This is a genomic window from Streptomyces sp. NPDC101237, assembly GCF_044767465.1.
GTDB classification, from domain to species: Bacteria; Actinomycetota; Actinomycetes; order Streptomycetales; family Streptomycetaceae; genus Streptomyces; species Streptomyces gramineus.
The window spans coordinates 96,596-113,099 of sequence record NZ_JBIWNY010000018.1; the positions used below are offsets into that span (position 1 = coordinate 96,596).

Here is a 16,504-nt window from a genome sequence, read left to right on the forward strand (position 1 = left end):
CGCCGCAGCCGCGTCCGGAATCCGCCGCCGCCAACTCACGCGGCGGCCACGGTGTTTGACACCGCCCTTCCGGGACCCTAGCTTGAGCCGAGTTAGTAAAGTTTCCTAACTTTACGAGCCTGGAGACCACCGTGTTCCCTCGCCGTGCCCCCGCACATCGCCTCGCCACGGCCGCCCTGGCCCTGGGCCTGCTCGGTTCACTCAACACGAGCGCCTGGGCCACGGGCCGCGACCCGGCCCACGGGGCCGCCCGGATCACCCGTGTGCCGTCCGCCGCCGGATCGCAGACCCCGCTGTCCGGCTACGCGATCCGCTCGACGGCCGACGTGGGCGACTCCGCGGAGGCGGTCTCCTCCCCCGGCTATCCGGCCCGGGGCTGGTATCCGGCGGGCCCCCGCTCGACGGTGCTGGCCGCGCTCCTCGCCGACGGCGCCTACGACGACCCGTTCGTCTCCACCAACCTGCAGAAGATCACCAAGTCGCCGTTCCAGGTGCCCTGGTGGTACCGCAGCGACTTCACCGTGAGGGACACCTCCCGCCGCACCTACCTGGACTTCAGCGGCGTGATCTCGGCGGCCGACGTGTACGTCAACGGCCACCGCGTCGCGACCACCGCCGACGTCACCGGCGCCTACACGCATCACGAGCTGGACGTCACCTCGCTGGTCCGGGCCGGGACCAACACGGTCGCCTTCCGGATCCGGCCCAACGACCCGGACAAGAACCTGACCATGGGCTGGATCGACTGGCTGCAGCCGCCGCCGGACCAGAACATGGGCATCGTCCGTGACGTCCTGGTCCGGCGCGGCGGCCCGGTGGCGCTGCGCGACGCGCACGTGGTGACGAAGCTGGCGGTGCCCTCCCTGGCCACCGCCGACCTGACGGTGAAGGCCGAGGCCCGCAACGACTCCGACCGGCCGGTCACCGCACAGGTCTCCGGCACGGTCGCCGGAGTGGCCGTGACCAGGTCGGTCGCGCTCGACGCCCACCAGAGCAGGACCGTCACGTTCACCCCCGCCGACGTCCCCGGCCTGCGCATCGCCTCCCCGAAGGTGTGGTGGCCGGCCGGCATGGGCGGCCAGCCGCTGTACGACCTCGACCTCACCGCCTCCGTCGCCGGCACGGCGTCGGACACCGCGCACGAGACCTTCGGCATCCGCGACGTCCGGGCTCCGCTGAACTCCGACGGCGCCCGCCAGTACTCGGTCAACGGCCGCAGGCTGCTGATCAAGGGCGGCGGCTGGTCTCCGGACGAGTTCCTGCGCTGGGACACGACCTACGTCGAGGACCGCCTGAAGTACGCGCTCGACCTGGGGCTGAACACGATCCGCCTGGAAGGCCACATCGAGCCCGACGAGTTCTTCGACCTCGCCGACCGGTACGGCATCCTCACGCTGCCCGGCTGGGAGTGCTGCGACAAGTGGGAGGGCCAGGTCAACGGCGACGGTGAGCGGGGCGAGAAGTGGACCGCCGCCGACTACCCGGTCGCCCGGGCCTCGATGGCCGCGGAGGCCGCCCGGCTGCGGGACCATCCGAGCGTCGTCTCCTTCCTGATCGGCAGCGACTTCGCTCCCGACGCGAAGATCGAGAAGATCTACCTGGACGCGCTGCGCGGGGCCGACTGGTCCGTTCCCGTGGTCTCCGCCGCCTCCGACAACTCCACGCCCCAGCTCGGCAGTTCAGGCATGAAGATGACCGGGCCCTACGACTGGATCCCGCCGGGCTACTGGTACGCCAAGCGGGAGGGCGGCGCCACCGGCTTCAACTCCGAGACCAGCGCGGGCCCGGACATCCCCACCCTGGACACCCTGCGCCGCATGATGACCCCGGCGGAGCTCGGCACCCTCTGGAAGAACCCGGACCTCAAGCAGTACCACCGCTCCCCCTCACCGGTCTTCGGCACGCTCAAGGTCTACGACGCCGCCCTCAGCGGCCGGTACGGCGCCCCGAAGAGCCTCACCGACTACGTCCGCAAGGCGCAGCTCGCGCAGTACGAGAACGTCCGCGCCCAGTACGAGGCGTACGGCCGCAACCAGACCGACGCCGACAAGCCGTCGACCGGGGTCGTCTACTGGATGTTCAACAGCGGCTGGACGTCCCTGCACTGGCAGTTGATGGACCGTTACCTCGACCAGGGCGGGGCCTACTTCGGCGCGAAGAAGGCCAACGAGCCGCTGCACGTCCAGTACTCCTACGACGACCGCACGGTGGCCGTGGTGAACAACCGGCACGCCAAGGCGTCAGGCCTCACCGCGCGGGTGACGCTCTTCGACCCGGACGGCACGCAGCGGTACGACAGGACGGCCACCGGTCTCTCGGTCGAGGGCGACGGCGCGCACACCACCGCCCTCACCGTGCCCGCGTCGGTGAGCGGGCTGCCGTCCACCTATCTGGCACGGCTGGTCCTGACGGACGCGAGCGGCCGGGAGGTGAGCCGCAACGTCTACTGGCTCTCCACCAGGCCCGACACCCTCGACTGGGCGAAGACCGACTGGTGGCACACCCCGACGACCGGTTCCGCCGACCTGACGGGGCTGTCCTCGATGGACCGGGTCCCGGTCACGGCGACGGCGTCGACGACGGAGGCCGGCGGCACGTCGGCCACCACGGTCACCGTCCGCAACACGGGCACCGGCAAGACCCCGGCCCTGCTGACGGACGTCCACCTGGTCGACGCCGGCGGGAAGCCCGTGCTGCCGGTCCGCTGGTCGGACAACGAGGTGAGCCTGTGGCCCGGCGAGTCGGCGACCCTGACCGCGACCTACCGGACCGCCGACCTGCACGGCTCGGAGCCCCGGGTGCGGGTCTCCGGCTGGAACGCGGTGGAGCGGACGGTTCCGGCGGGAGCGCCGGAACCGTCCGTCCCGCTCAGCTCACCTTGAGCGCGGTGTCGTCGAGGACGAAGGACGTCTGGAGGGTCGATCCCTCGACGCCGGTGAACTTGACGGTGGCCGTGGTGCCCGCGAGGGAGGAGACGTCGAAGCTCTTCAGGACGTATCCGGAGGCCGCGTTCAGGTTCGAGTACGTGGCCAGGGTGGTGGATCCCGCGGTCACCGTCAGCTTGTCGTAGGCGGTGCTGGTGGTGGTCTCCGCGGTGTCCACGTGCAGGTAGAAGCTGAGGGTCGCGGAGCAGCCGGCCGGGATGGTCACCGACTGGGACAGGGTGTCGGTGCGGGCGGATCCGTAGCCGTCGAGCCAGGCCTTGTAGGAGCCGGTGCGGGCGGCCTCGCCGCTGGAGTTGGTGATGACCCCGCTGCTGCCGGTCCAGGTCGTGTTGCCGGACTCGAAGCCCGGGTTGCCGAGCAGTTGGGCGGCGGTGCAGGTGCCGCCACCACCGCCACCGCCTCCCCCGCCGCTGCCTCCGCCGGCGAGCCAGGCGGTGGCGTTCAGGGCGAGGGCCGCGTTGGTGGCACCGCTGTCGTTCCAGCCGTCGTAGAGCGTGTTGCCCGACTGGCCGGTGCCGTCGTCGATCGGTGAACTGTCGCCCCAGAAGGCGACCCGGCCGCTGCCGAAGGTGCTGGTGGCGAAGAAGGCGCCGGTGTTGCCCGAGTAACCGCTGCGGTAGACGAGGCCCTTGACGGCGGAGTTGTCGGACGGCTTCAGGGTCGCGGTGGTGCCGTCGGCGATCAGGCTCTTGGTGACGGTGCCGAAGGAGCCGTGCAGGACCGGGTTGGTGCTGTCGCTGATCGCGGCCGGGTACCCGGAGCTGATGTCGAGCGAGTCGATCGAGAAGCCGAACGGGTCGGTCGAGTCGACGCTGTTGTTCGTCATCAGGTCGTTGAAGATCTCGACGGCGTCGTAGCCGTCGTTGTTGCGGTCCGCGCCGGTGTGGTCGGAGACCATGAACAGGCCGCCGCCGTTCTTGACGAAGTTCATGATGGCCGTCTTCTCGGCGCTCGTGAACAGCGTGTTGGGCTCCGGCAGGACCAGCGCGTCGAACTTGGACAGGTCGGTCGTCGACGAACCGCCGTACGACAGCGCGCTGGTGGCCGTCTTCAGGCTGTAGCCGCCGGTCTTCTGGAGGGCGACGCCCCAGGACGAGAGGGCGCCGGTCCAGTCCGTCTCCGAGGACGGCGAGGAGTCCTGGGAGAGCGGGTCGGGCTTGCTGGTGGAGATGATCCAGTCCGCGTTGCCGGCCTCCTCGGCATGGCCGTCGTCGAACAGGACGCGGTAGGTGGTGGCCGCGTGCGCGGGCGCGGCCGCGGTGCCGACCTGGAGGGCGGTGCCCGCGGTGAGCAGGGCGAACCCGGCGAGGGCGGTGGTGATTCTGTGGCGGGATCTGCTGGATCCGAACATCCGGCGAACCTCCATGAGGGGGTGGGGTAGAGGCGGTGGGGGCGCCAACTCTTCGCGCGTAGAACGTGGTCGAGATTTCTACACGCGTCGACTGATTGAAAGGTACATGGCATGTCTGATCGGTGAACAGAAAACCGCTGTAACAACCCGACGGGACTGCCCGCGAACTGAGCGGGCAGATTTGATGTCAGCGGGACCCGACGAAGAGGGGCGGACATGGAGATCTCGGGCATCATCAGTGCCATCATCATCGGAATCATCATCGGTGTGCTGGGACGCCTGGTCGTTCCCGGCCGCCAGCACATCGGCGTCCTGCTGACCATCGTCGTCGGCATCGTGGCGGCCCTGGTGGGCTCGGCGATCGCGGCCGGCTTCGGCGTGGCGGACACCAAGGGGCCGGACTGGATCGAGTGGTTCATCCAGATCGCGCTGGCGGCGCTCGGCATCGCGGCGCTCGACCGCAGCCGCCGCCGGTGAGACGGGAGGACCGGGCCGCCTGCCGCCGGGGTCAGGCCGCCCGGCCCCCCGGGTGACCTGCCCGGTCACGTCACACGTTCCTCCCTCCACACGCACGCGGAACGCTCCAGGGCGACCGCGGGGAGAGAGTCCCTGCCGGCCGCCCTGCGGCCGTACCGCGGCCAAGCAGGCGGGCGGCGGCCGGCCGGGTCAGCCGAGTTCGAGTGTCGTCACCCCGAAGACGCGCTCCAGGGCGTGGTCGCGGACCGGGCCGGTGTACATCCGGGCGGTCTCGAACGACGGGGTGAATCCGGCCTCTTCGGCGAGGGCGACGCCGGCCGCGCTGGTCTCCGGCACGTCGACGGCGACCTCGGCGCCGGCCGCCTGCGCCATGAGGGCGGTGAACAGGGCCCGTGCGTCCTCGGCGGTGTCGGCGAACAGGGGGCCCACGCGCAGGCAGTCGTGGCCGGGACGGATCACGCCGTATCCGGTGAGGCGGTCGCCGTCGTGCCGGACGAAGGCCCGGTGGCCGGGGGCGGTGAGCCAGGCCGCGAGGAACCGCGGGCGGTCGGCGGGGCAGCAGAGGCCGTCGTAGGCGATGAGCGCCGGCAGGTCGGCGGCGCGGGCCGGGCGGACACCCGCGGGAACGTCGGCGGCCGGTGCCGCGCCGACGAACCGGGCGGTGCGGTAGGCCGGTTCGAACCCCGACCGGCGGTAGTTGTCCTGCTGGGCGACCACCCCGTCGAGGCCGACCGTGCGGGTGCCGGCGTGCGCGAGCGCGGTCTTCCAGGTGGTGAGGCCGTGGCCGCGGCCGCGCCGGTCGGGGCGGACCAGGTACCAGCCGAGGAAGGCGTAGTCGGCGTCGTAGGTGACGACGGAGACGGCCGAGACCGGTACGCCCTCGACGCGGCCGACGAAGAACCCGTCGGGATCCTGGGCGAAGAAGGCGGGGAGGTCCGACAACCCGGGGTTCCAGCCCTCGTCCACGGCCCAGTCGCGGACCACCGGCCAGTCCTCGGGCGTGGCCTGGGTGACGACGAGGTCCTGGGGGGCCGGGGAGGGCATCGGCGTGCTCCGTTCGACTGCGGGGACGGGCGGTCGCGGCGGCCGGCGCCGCGTCCGCAGCATCCTTCCCGATCACCGGGCCCGGCACCACGCCGGGATCAGGCCGTCCCCGCGCCCGGCGGGGCGCGGGGACGGCCTGGCGGCCGGGGCGGTGCGCCGGGACGCGTGCGCGGCGCGGGCCCCACCGGTCGGGGTCCGGTGGGGTCCGTGGGCACGGATCCCGGCGCACCGCCTCGGCGGCGCGCCGCGGGTCAGCGCGTGCGATCCGGGCGGAAGCGCCGGTGCAGAACGGTGCCGGCGAGCAGCAGTGCCGCACTGCCCGCGGCGGCGGCACCCGTCAGACCCGCTCCGGTGTGGGCGAGCGACGCCGTCGCGGCCGGCGGCTCGACGGCCTCGACCGGCTTGGGGGCGGGGTGCGCCTTGACCGGCGGGGTGCTCGGCGGCTCCGGGGTCGGGGTCTCCGGCGTGCTCGGGTGCTCGCCGGAGGTGTTCACGGAGGTGTTGCCGATGGCCGGATTGAGTGCCCCGACCACGTTCACGCTGTTGCCGCTCACGTTCACCGGGAGGTCGACCGGCAACTGGATGCCGTTGCCGGAGAGCACTCCGGGCGAGTCCTCCTCGGCGCCCCGCGCCGACGCGCCACCGCCCGTGGTGGCCGAACCGCCGCCGGTGCCCGCGGACTTGCCGCCGGTGGCGGCGGTGCCGCCGGACCCGGCCGAGGTGCCGGACCTGCCGTCACCGGTGCCGCCGCCCACGTTCGCGCAGGTGTTTCCGGCCGACGGATTCAGCAGCCCCACCACGTTCACGGTGTTCCCGCACACGCTCACCGGGACGTGCACCGGGAGCTGAATGCCGTTGCCGGAGATCACTCCGGGCGAACCGGCCGCGGTGCCGTCCGCGCCCGAGTCGGCCCAGGACGGGACCGCCATGGCCATCGCACCGGAGGCGGCGGCGACGGCGATCACACCGTTTCGGGTAACCCGTTTCATAGGCTCCCTGCCTTCCAGACATTGTCACGGGCGCTCGCCCGCACCGGATAAACCGGCAATGCGTCGGGTGAGTTATGGCTTATCCACATTTCACCCCATCGAGTGACACCGATATCGAACTCGGGGCAAAACCGTGTAAGGGGTCAGAAGCCGGTGATCGTCGCAGGACACGGCGCCCCGGCCGGGTCCGTCCGCCCGGAGGCGCCCCCACCGGGACCCGCTTATGGTGGGCGGAGTTCCGTTCCCGGTCCGTCACGGAGTGTCACCGGAGGCTCGATGCCGGCCATGCCCCAGACCCGGCCCGCCGTGCGTCGCTGCGCCGGCGCCGGAGCCGTCGCGCTGGCCCTGATCGGCGCGGGACTGCCCGCGGCCGCGGCGGCGGGCGCCGAGCCCCCGGACCTCACCCGCTTCTACCGGCAGAAGGCCCGCTGGACGGCGTGCCAGGACGCGGCGCTGCCCAAGGACATGCAGTGCGCCAGGGTGACCGTGCCGCTCGACTACGCGAAGCCCGCCGAGGGCACCATCGACCTGGCGCTGTCCCGCTACCGGGCGACCGGGCCGTCACGGGGCTCGGTGCTGCTGAACTTCGGCGGACCCGGCGGCTCGGGCGTCAGCGGGCTCGGGCTGTCCGGCAAGGACTTCATGGGCCTGACCAACGGCTACGACGTCGTCGGCTTCGATCCGCGCGGGGTCGGCCGCTCCGCCCCCGTCACCTGCGGCGACGATCCCACCGACCCCTCGGACGACTCGGGCACCGGCAAGATTCCCGACGTCGCCCATCCGCAGGCCCTGATGAAGGTCCTCGAACAGCTGACGGCCCGCTGCACCGCGCACTCCGGGCCGGTGCTGTCCCACATAGGCACCGTGAACGCCTCCCGGGACCTGGACGTCATCCGCCAGTCGCTCGGCGACGAGAAGCTGAACTACCTCGGCTTCTCGTACGGCACCAGGCTCGGCGCGGTGTACGCGGCCCAGTTCCCGGACAAGGTGGGCCGGATGGCCCTGGACGGCGTGGACACCCTGACCGAGTCGCTGGCCGAACAGGGGGTGGCGGGCGCCCAGGGGCAGCAGACGGCGCTCGACGACTTCCTCGACTGGTGCGTCACCGACCGGGGCTGTCCCTTCGGCCAGGACCGGCGGAAGGCCGGGGAGGCAGTGGTGGACCTGGTCCGCTCGCTGGACCGGAACCCGGTGCCGTCCGACTTCGGCGGCTCCTTCTCCGGCCAGGACCTGGTGGGCGCCATCGGCCAGGGCCTGTACGGCCGTGACCTCTGGTCGCTGCTGGAGCGGGCGCTGGCCTCCCTGATCGAGGACGGCGACACCCGGGGCGTGCAGAACGTCGCGTCGGGCGGCTACTCCCTGCCCGTCGGGCAGCGGCCCGGCAGCGCGACGGCGAGCGGCGCCGACATCCCGGTGGACAACCTGTCGGCGGCCCTGATGGCGATCAGCTGCGCCGACGACCCCGACCGGCCGAGCGCCCGGCGGATCACCGAGGACATCGGGCGGCTCGGCGAGGAGTACCAGCGGACCTCCCCGGTCTTCGGCCGGGTCCGCCTCACCCAGATGCTGCTGTGCTACGGCCGGCCGCGCGGCACCAACTTCATCCGCGACGAGGTGAAGGACGTGGCGACGGCGCCGATGCTGCTGGTGGGCACGCGCGGCGACCCGGCGACGCCCTACCGCTGGACGGTCGAGACGGCGAAGCGGCTCGGGCCGTCGGCCGTGGTGCTGGACAACAGGGGTGACGGCCACACCGGCTACACGTCCTCGCGGTGCGTGCAGGGCAAGGTCGACGACTTCCTGCTGTACGGCACGCTGCCGGCCGACGGCAGTTCCTGCCCGGCGGACGCCGGCGGGCCCGGTGCCGCCGCCGGGCCGCCGGACTGACCCCCGCTCAGGACAGCGTGAGCTCGGGGGCGTAGAGGTCGAGCCAGTGGGCCAGGTCGAGGGTGCGTTCCAGGCCGCGCCGGGCGCTCTGGCTGCCGAGCCCGGTCCGGTGGGCCGCACGGTCCGCCTTCTCGCGGTCGACGAGCTCGAAGACCCGGTGGTCGGGTCGGGCCAGCAGGGCCTTGACCTGGTCCTGGAGCGCCCGGCCGTACTCGGGGTCCTGGGTGGACGGGTAGGGGCTCTTGACCCGGTCGTACACGGACTGCGGCAGGACGTCCCGGGTGGCCTCGCGCAGCAGGGTCTTCTCACGGCCGTCGAAGGACTTCAGGGCCCAGGGCACGTTGTAGACGTACTCCACCAGCCGGTGGTCGCAGAACGGCACCCGGACCTCCAGGCCCACGGCCATGCTCATCCGGTCCTTGCGGTCGAGCAGCATGCGGACGAAGCGGGTCAGGTGCAGGTAGCTCATCCGGCGCATCCGGAACTCGAAGTCGCTCTCGCCGTCCAGGCGCTGGACGCCGGTGACGGCGGAGCGGTAGCCGTCGGCGATGTAGGACTCCAGGTCGAGGGACTTGGTGAGGTCGGTGCGCAGGACCTCGGTGTCGTCGCCGAAGTGCCGGCCCATCGAGAACAGCCAGGGGAAGGTGTCCGCCTTGCGGGCGTCCTCGTCGAAGAACTGCAGGTAGCCGCCGAACACCTCGTCGGCCGACTCCCCGGACAGCGCGACCGTGGACTGGTCGCGGACCGCCCGGAAGAGCAGCAGGAGCGAGGCGTCCATGTCGCCGAACCCGGCGGGCACGTCGCGGGCCCGGATGACCCGCTCGCGGACGGCGGGGTCGGCGAGGCTGTTCACGTCGAGGACGATGTCCTGGTGGTCGGTGCGGGCGAGCCGGGCCACGTCGTGCACGAAGGGCGTGTCGGGGGTGCCGCGCAGCTCGTCGGCGACGAAGTTGTCGGTCTGGCCGACGAAGTCGACGGCGAAGCTGCGGACCTTCTCGCCCTGCGCGGCGAGCTGCCGGGCGGCCAGGGCGGTCATGGCGGAGGAGTCGAGGCCGCCGGAGAGCAGGGTGCAGCGGGGCACGTCGGCGACCAGCTGGCGGCGCACGATGTCGTCGAGGAGTTCGCGGACGGTGGCGACGGTGGTGTCCCGGTCGTCGGTGTGCGGGCGGGTCTCCAGCCGCCAGTACGTCCGGGTGCGGATGCCGCGGCGGTCGACGGTGACGACGGTGCCCGGTTCCACCTCGCGCATGCCCTCCCACACGGCGTGCCCGGGGGTCTTGACCATGGTGAACAGCTCGCGCAGGCCGTCCAGTCCGACCCGGGGGCGGATCAGCGGATTGGCCAGGATCGCCTTGGGCTCGGAGCCGAACAGGACACCGTCCGGGGTCGGGAACATGTAGAACGGCTTGATGCCCATGCGGTCGCGGATCATCACGAGCGTGTCGTGGCGGCCGTCCCAGACGGCGAAGGCGTACATGCCGTTCAGCCGCTCGGCGACGGCGTCGCCCCACTCCAGGTAGCCGTGCAGCACCACCTCCGTGTCGGAGTCGGTGATGAACTCGTGCCCGCGGTCGGCGAGTTCGCGGCGCATCTCGGTGAAGTTGTAGGCCTCGCCGGAGTAGACCATGGCGACGGTTCCGTCCGGGGTGCGGACGCTCATGGGCTGGCGGCCGCCGGGCAGGTCGATGATCGCGAGCCGACGGTGGCCGAGGGCGGCGGGGCCCTCGCTCCAGGTGCCCCGGTCGTCGGGGCCGCGGCAGGCCATGGTCTCCGTCATCGCATCCAATGCGCGGGCCTCGGTGGTGAGATCACGGTCGAAGGAGACCCAGCCGGTGATGCCACACATGCGTTACCTCCTGCTGCCGGTCGGCCGGGCGACACGCGCCACCTGCGGTTCCACGGCGGAGCCGATTGCCCAAGCGAACCACTTGTATTCAGCACCTATATAACGAGCGTGCGCCCGGGACCTCGGCCGGTCAACCTGGCCGTAACACGAACGGCCCCCTCGCCCCACCCTTTCGGCCGCGCTTTGCCCGTCCTGGGCCCGCGCCGGGCCCGCGCCGCCGCCTCACACCGGGCCCGGCCGCCCGGAACAGGCCAACTGCAAAATGTTCGCCAAACGGAACCGGCGCCCCGGGTTTCTCCGGGGCGCCGGACTCGGGACGCATTGGTCCCCCGCGCTCAGGCCGCGGTCGCCAGGAAGCGGTCGAGGGCCGCCGTCAGTTCGGCCGGCCGCTCCACGGGCAGCTCGTGGCCCGCGTCGATGATCCGGACCTCGGCGTCCGGGTAGGCCTTGGCCATCCGCAGCATCTGCCCGACCGGCAGCTGGACGTCGTGGTAGCCGTGCACCATCAGCGTGGGCGCGGTGATCTCCGCCGCCCGGTCCAGGACGTCGAAGGCCCGCATGGCGCCGTACAGCGTCATCACGACCTCGCGCGGGGTGCCGGCGGACGCGCGGACGTACTCCCGGATCTCCTCGCGCGGATGGCCAGGGGCGAAGGCGCGCTGGATGTTGGCCGCGACGAACAGCTTGAAGGGCACCAGGGTGGAAGCCGCCATCAGCAGGCCGCGCCCGCGGCTGTAGGTCATCCTGCCGATGGAGTTGACCAGCACCATCCGCTCGATCCGCGCCGGGTGGCCGAGCGCGAGGGTCTGGGAGATCATTCCGCCCATGGAGTGGCCGACGGGCACGAAGCGGTCCACCTCCAGGTGGCCGAGGAGCGCCACGACGTCCTCGGCCAGCTCGGCGATCGTCCGCACTCCTGCGCCGGTGCTCTCGCCGTGACCGCGCAGGTCGAGCCGGATCACGCGGCGGCTCCGGCCGAAGTGCGCCATCTGGTGGTCCCAGCGGTGCCGGTCGGCGGTCCAGCCGTGGAGGAACACCAGGGGCGCGGCGGCGCCGTCCCGGGGGCCCTCGTCGTCGTACGTCAGTGCCGCTCCGTCGACTTCGAGCTGCGGCATGGGGGCCTCCTGGGGCGCGATCCGGTTACTGACGGGTACGGTATCCGTCCGCGCGGGCTGCCGTCATCGACGGGCCGGCCTCAACACGGTCACGGCGCCCGCCCGATGACCGCCGCGGCCCGCTCGGCGACGGCACGGGACCGGTCTCGCCCCAGGGCGGTCTCCCGGGGGCCGATTACCCCAAATGCCGCACCGGCGAATCCGCCCTATGGTGCTGATATGGAGCACGCACTCAGTCCTACGACCCTCGCCGAGCTGCGCCGCCCGCGCCCCTACCCCGCCGTCTCGGTGCTGACGCCCACGCACCGTCGCGAGCCCGACAACGCACAGGATCCCGTCCGGCTGCGCAACGTCGTGGCCGAGGCGAAGAAGCAGCTGGAAACCGATCCCGCGGTCTCCCGCGAGCGCCGCAGCGACGTCTTCGACCAGCTGGACCGGGCCCTCGCCGAGATCGATCTGGCGCACGCCGAGGACGGCCTGGTGATCTTCGCCGCGCCCGGCGAGCACCAGGTGTGGTCGCTGGCCCGCAGCGTGCCCGAGCGCGTGGTGCTCTCGGACACCTTCCTCACCCGCAACCTGGTCTCCGCCCAGGCCGCCGAGCGGCCGTTCTGGGTGCTGTCGATCTCGGCCGACCGCGTCACGCTGTGGAACGGCGGCGTCGACCGGGTCACCGAGAGCAGGGCCGGCGGCTTCCCGATGACCCGCAGCCAGGAGAACTTCGACGCCGAACGGCTGCAGCGCATCGGCGACATGCCGAGCACCTTCCGCGACGAGGACACCAAACGCTTCCTGCGGGACGCGGACACCATGATGGCCGCGCTGCTGCGCGAGGAGCCGAGGCGCCTCTTCGTCACCGGCGTGCAGGCCGCGCTCTCCCTGTGGGAGGAGTTCGGCAACGTCGCCCGCTACACCGTCCCGGTGCAGCACGGAGGGCTCACGCACGCCGGTCCGGAGGCCGTGTGGCAGGTGATCCAGCCGTTGCTGGACGCGGACTCCCGGCGCAACACCGCCTCGGTGACGCGGGAACTCGAATCGGCCCGTGGCCGCCGGACGTTCGCGGCCGGTGTCGACGAGGTCTGGCAGAGCGCCCGCGAGGGCCGCGTCCGGCTGCTGGCCGTCGAGGAGAACTACCGCGCGACCGTGCGGGACGACGGCGACCACCTGGTCCCGGCCGCGAGCGGCGACCTCGACGCCCGCGACGACATCGTGGACGAGATCGTCGAGCAGTGCCTGGAGACCGGTGCCGACGTCCGCTTCGTCCCCGACGGCACCCTGGACGACGAGGACGGCATCGCCGGGGTGCTCCGGTACTGACCGGCCCGCCCGCCCGGCCGACGTCTAGGCTCTGCAGCGTGATCGCCGGCTGACAAGGGAGTGTGGGCGTGGCTGAGCCGCTGGGCGTCGCGGTACTGGGTGCCGGACACATGGGTGCCGACCACATACGACGCCTCGACCGGGTGGTGAGCGGCGCGCGGGTGGCCGCTGTCGCCGATCCCGACCTGGACCGCGCCAAGGCGGCGGCGGCCGGCCTGGACGCAGTCACCGTCCACGCCGATCCGCTGGCCGCCCTGGAGGCACCCGGTGTGGAGGCCGTGCTGATCGCCTCGCCCGGCCCGGCGCACGAGGAGCCGCTGCTCGCGGCCTTCGCCCGCGGGCTGCCGGTGCTGTGCGAGAAGCCCATGGTGCCGGACTCCACCGGAGCGCTCCGCGTCGTGGAGGCCGAGGCCCGGCTCGGCCGCCGGCTGGCGCAGATCGGGTTCATGCGCCGCTACGACGCCGAGTACCGCCGGCTCAAGACGCTGCTGGACGGCGGCAGCCTGGGCCGGCCGCTGATGCTGCACTGCATCCACCGCAACGTGTCCTCGCCGCCCGGCTTCACCAGCGCCATGCTGATCAACAGCTCGGTCTCGCACGAGATCGACGCGTCCCGCTGGCTGCTCGGCCAGGAGCTGACCGCGGTGACCGTGCTGCGGCCGCGGCCCTCCGCGGGCGCCCCCGAGGGGCTGCTCGACCCGCAGCTGGTGCTCTTCGAGACCGAGGGCGGCGCCCTGGTGGACGTCGAGATCTTCGTCAACTGCGGCTTCGGCTACCAGGTGCGCTGCGAGGCCGTCTGCGAGCGGGGCAGCGCGCGGATCGGGGAGGACCACTCCCTGCTGGTCACCGCCGCGGGCGCGGCCCGCGAGGAGGTTCCCCAGGACTACCTGGTGCGGTTCGCCGACGCCTACGACCGCGAGGTGCAGTCCTGGGTGGACGCCACCCGCCAGGGCCTGGTCACCGGACCGAGCGTCTGGGACGGGTACGCGTCCTCCGTGGTCGCCGAGGCGGGGGTCCGGGCGCTGGAGTCCGGCGGCCGTACGACCGTCGGACTCGCACCGCGCCCGGACCTGTACGCCGCGGACGTCAGCCGCTGACGCTCGCGGCGCCGGTCTCCAGGTGGCCGGTGAACCGGCGCGACCAGGTCGCGTCGGAGTCCACCGTGACCGTGAAGTCGTACCAGCCGTTCTGGTAGGCCACGGCGTTGAAGTAGTCCTCGGTCGAGGCGCCGGCGGCCACCTGGTACGTCCAGGGGCCGTCGGTGCGGTAGTTGTTCGACGTGATGGTGAACTTCACCGACGCGGAGCCCGAGTTGGTCATCCTGAACCAGACGGCGAGTTTGCCGGTGCCGGGCTCCACGGTGTAACGGGCGCTCACCTCGGCCGACTTGCCCGCCTTGGTGGCGTCGCCCTGGAAGCGGCGCAGGAACCGGTTGGGGCCGACCATGCTCAGGTCGTACTTGCCGGCGCCGTACCCCGTGCCGATGTTGAAGGAGTCGGAGGCGGTGCCGCCCGCGGCCACCGTGTACTGCCACGGCGTGGTGTCCCGGTAGGCGTTCGGGTGGAGGGAGAGGTGCGCCGCACGGGTGGCCGGGGCGCCCTGGTTGGCCATGGTGAACCAGGCGAGGATCTTGCCGGCGGTCCCGAACTCCAGGCGGTCCAGGTACCCGTTGGGCTGGTAGGGCAGCGCGCGGGCCGGGCGGGTGCCGGGCTCCTGGGCGGGCAGGGCGTTGGTGGTGGGCACCGGGTTGGGCAGCGGACCGCAGGTGGAGAGGCCGATGACGCCGGTCGCGGGCAGGGCCACGGCGCCGGGGACCGGGTGGGCGAAGTCGAAGACGCCGGTCAGGTCGCCGCTCACCGAACGCCGCCAGTCGCTGATGTTGGGGCACTCGGCGGGCTTGCCGAGGGCCGTGGTCCAGGTCTCCAGGAAGCGCAGCACCGAGGTGTGCTCGAAGACCTCGGAGGAGACCCAGCCGCCGCGCGTCCACGGCGAGACGACGATCATCGGAACGCGGAAGCCGAACCCGTACGGCACCCCGTTCAGGAACTCGCCGGCCGTGCCCGCGGGCGGCGCCGGGGGCGGTACGTGGTCGAAGAACCCGTCGTTCTCGTCGTAGTTGAGGAACAGGACCGTCGAGTCGAAGACGTCCGCGTCGGCGGCGAGGGCCTGGTAGACCAGGTTGACGAAGTGGGCGCCGTCGCCGGGCGGTGCGTAGGGGTGCTCGGAGAAGGCCTGGTTGGCGACCACCCAGGAGACCTGCGGGAGGGTGCCCGCGAGGACGTCGGCCTTGATGGCGGCGGCGATGTCGTCAGGGGTGGAGCCCGTCACCCTCGGGACGGAGGCCATGCCCCGGTCGTACAGCGGGTTGCCCGCCTTGGCGCCGGCGAAGTTCCCGAAGTAGGCGCAGCCGTTGTCGCCGTAGTTGTCCTGGGCGTTCTGGTAGACCTTCCAGGTCACTCCGGCGTTCTGCAGGGCCTCGGCGTAGTTCTGCCAGGTCAGGCCCGACTCGTCGCCGCCGTCGTAGCTGGCGGAGTCGACCTTGCCGCTCCACAGGTAGGTGCGGTTGGGGCCGGTGGCGCTGAGGGTGGAGCAGAAGTAGGCGCCCAGCCCCACGAAGCCTCTTCGGCTGATCGGTGTCATTCGCCCCGTCCTCGTCACGGGTGTGCCCGGGCGGCACACCACGCGCCAGGGTGCACGAGGCGTCCGTCAGGCTCCGGTCCGCGGCGGTGAGGCGGGAGTGAACACCATTCAACGTGCGTGCCGTGCCCGAGGGACCGCGCTCACACGCCCCCGAACAGAGCGCTCAGACCCCGTTCCACGACTCCCTCGACGTCCTCCTCCCCCGGTGCCACCACCTCGTGGGTGCGCTGCAGGAAACGCACGAGTGCCTGGGTGTCGAACTGGAGCAGGGCGAGCCCGTGCGGCGAGTGGAACTCGACCGCCGTGCGGCCGCGGCCGCACGGCCAGATGTGCACGTCCCCGCGCCCGGCGGGGACGTCGAGCCCCTGGTCCAGGAGCGAGCGGGCGAAGGTCCAGGTGACCTCCTCGCCCCCGAGCGTGACCTCGGCCGGGAAGTCGAGGAACACGGCGAGCGGATCGCCGGAGGTGTACCGGAGCGTGGCGGGCACCGGGACCTCCTGGTCCTCGGCGGTGATCAGCCGGGCGCGGGCGGGTTGCTCGAAAGTGATGTCCATGCCTGTAGGACTCCACATGTGTCCTTCGCATGACGCGAAATCCGGACAGAGTTGCCGCGGTTGGCCGAGACCGCGACACTGGGCGCTCGGACGCCTCGAACAGCCGCCCGAGCGCGACACGGAAAGTCTTGAAAATAGGTCAAGTCGCGTAGTCCGCCTACGTCTTGGCCCACCCGGCCGCGTACGTCTTTCATGGCGGTCCACCTGCCCGAAAAGACTCTGGCATATGCCGGAAGCACCACCGTATCGGGTGTTGCCAAATCCCTTACGACGCGTCGCAGGCTGTGCAACAGTCGTAACCGGTCCCCCGCCCGTCCTGGCCGTACCGTCCCCGCATCGGAG

Annotated in this window: 11 protein-coding genes and 1 pseudogene; 5 read left to right on the forward strand and 7 right to left on the reverse strand. The window is 72.0% G+C overall.

Annotated elements, in window-relative coordinates:
- Positions 1-131: 131 nt before the first annotated feature.
- The gene (locus tag ACIRQ9_RS26295) at positions 132-2,882 is read left to right on the forward strand and encodes a glycosyl hydrolase 2 galactose-binding domain-containing protein (RefSeq protein ID WP_404178222.1); all 2,751 of its coding nucleotides are present in this window, start codon (positions 132-134) and stop codon (positions 2,880-2,882) included.
- On the opposite strand, the gene ACIRQ9_RS26300 is transcribed toward ACIRQ9_RS26295, so the two are convergent.
- Positions 2,869-4,296 carry a hydrolase gene (locus ACIRQ9_RS26300; RefSeq protein ID WP_404178225.1) on the reverse strand — a complete coding sequence of 476 codons (1,428 nt, stop codon included), beginning with the start codon at positions 4,294-4,296 and terminating at the stop codon, positions 2,869-2,871. The two genes, ACIRQ9_RS26295 and ACIRQ9_RS26300, sit on opposite strands and share 14 nt — an antisense overlap.
- A 216-nt stretch (positions 4,297-4,512) precedes the next feature.
- Between ACIRQ9_RS26300 and ACIRQ9_RS26305 the strand changes: the two genes are divergently transcribed.
- The gene (locus ACIRQ9_RS26305) at positions 4,513-4,773 is read left to right on the forward strand and encodes a GlsB/YeaQ/YmgE family stress response membrane protein (protein WP_404178228.1); all 261 of its coding nucleotides are present in this window, start codon (positions 4,513-4,515) and stop codon (positions 4,771-4,773) included.
- Positions 4,774-4,962: 189 nt separating this feature from the next.
- Here ACIRQ9_RS26305 and ACIRQ9_RS26310 read toward each other — a convergent pair whose 3' ends face one another.
- A complete protein-coding gene (locus ACIRQ9_RS26310) occupies positions 4,963-5,817 on the reverse strand; it encodes a GNAT family N-acetyltransferase (RefSeq protein WP_404178231.1) in 855 nt (284 codons plus the stop codon).
- A gap of 251 nt (positions 5,818-6,068) precedes the next feature.
- Complete coding sequence (locus ACIRQ9_RS26315) at positions 6,069-6,806, reverse strand: chaplin (RefSeq protein WP_404178234.1); 738 nt, start codon at positions 6,804-6,806, stop codon at positions 6,069-6,071.
- 276 nt (positions 6,807-7,082) lie between these two features.
- On the opposite strand from ACIRQ9_RS26315, the gene ACIRQ9_RS26320 reads away from it, so the two are divergent.
- The gene (locus ACIRQ9_RS26320; RefSeq protein WP_404178237.1) at positions 7,083-8,693 is read left to right on the forward strand and encodes an alpha/beta hydrolase; all 1,611 of its coding nucleotides are present in this window, start codon (positions 7,083-7,085) and stop codon (positions 8,691-8,693) included.
- Positions 8,694-8,700: 7 nt separating this feature from the next.
- Here the strand turns inward: ACIRQ9_RS26320 and asnB are convergent, their stop codons facing one another.
- Positions 8,701-10,539: an asparagine synthase (glutamine-hydrolyzing) gene (gene asnB, locus ACIRQ9_RS26325; protein ID WP_404178240.1), complete on the reverse strand. Its 1,839-nt coding sequence runs from the start codon at positions 10,537-10,539 to the stop codon at positions 8,701-8,703.
- 335 nt (positions 10,540-10,874) lie between these two features.
- Entirely contained in the window at positions 10,875-11,654 is a 780-nt protein-coding gene (locus tag ACIRQ9_RS26330; protein WP_404178243.1) for an alpha/beta fold hydrolase, read from the reverse strand.
- Between the two features lie 219 nt (positions 11,655-11,873).
- Here ACIRQ9_RS26330 and ACIRQ9_RS26335 point away from each other — a divergent pair, with 219 nt between their 5' ends.
- Positions 11,874-12,968 carry a chemotaxis protein gene (locus tag ACIRQ9_RS26335; protein WP_404178246.1) on the forward strand — a complete coding sequence of 365 codons (1,095 nt, stop codon included), beginning with the start codon at positions 11,874-11,876 and terminating at the stop codon, positions 12,966-12,968.
- Between the two features lie 68 nt (positions 12,969-13,036).
- Positions 13,037-14,065: a Gfo/Idh/MocA family protein gene (locus ACIRQ9_RS26340; protein ID WP_404178249.1), complete on the forward strand. Its 1,029-nt coding sequence runs from the start codon at positions 13,037-13,039 to the stop codon at positions 14,063-14,065.
- On the opposite strand, the pseudogene ACIRQ9_RS26345 reads toward ACIRQ9_RS26340, so the two are convergent.
- Together ACIRQ9_RS26345 and ACIRQ9_RS26350 are read right to left on the reverse strand one after the other, a co-directional pair.
- Positions 14,055-15,569 (reverse strand): annotated as a pseudogene (locus tag ACIRQ9_RS26345) (alkaline phosphatase family protein); the annotation flags it as partial. The gene ACIRQ9_RS26340 and the pseudogene ACIRQ9_RS26345 overlap by 11 nt on opposite strands.
- Positions 15,570-15,748: 179 nt before the next feature.
- Complete coding sequence (locus tag ACIRQ9_RS26350) at positions 15,749-16,162, reverse strand: SsgA family sporulation/cell division regulator (protein WP_404178252.1); 414 nt, start codon at positions 16,160-16,162, stop codon at positions 15,749-15,751.
- Between the last annotated feature and the right edge of the window lie 342 nt (positions 16,163-16,504).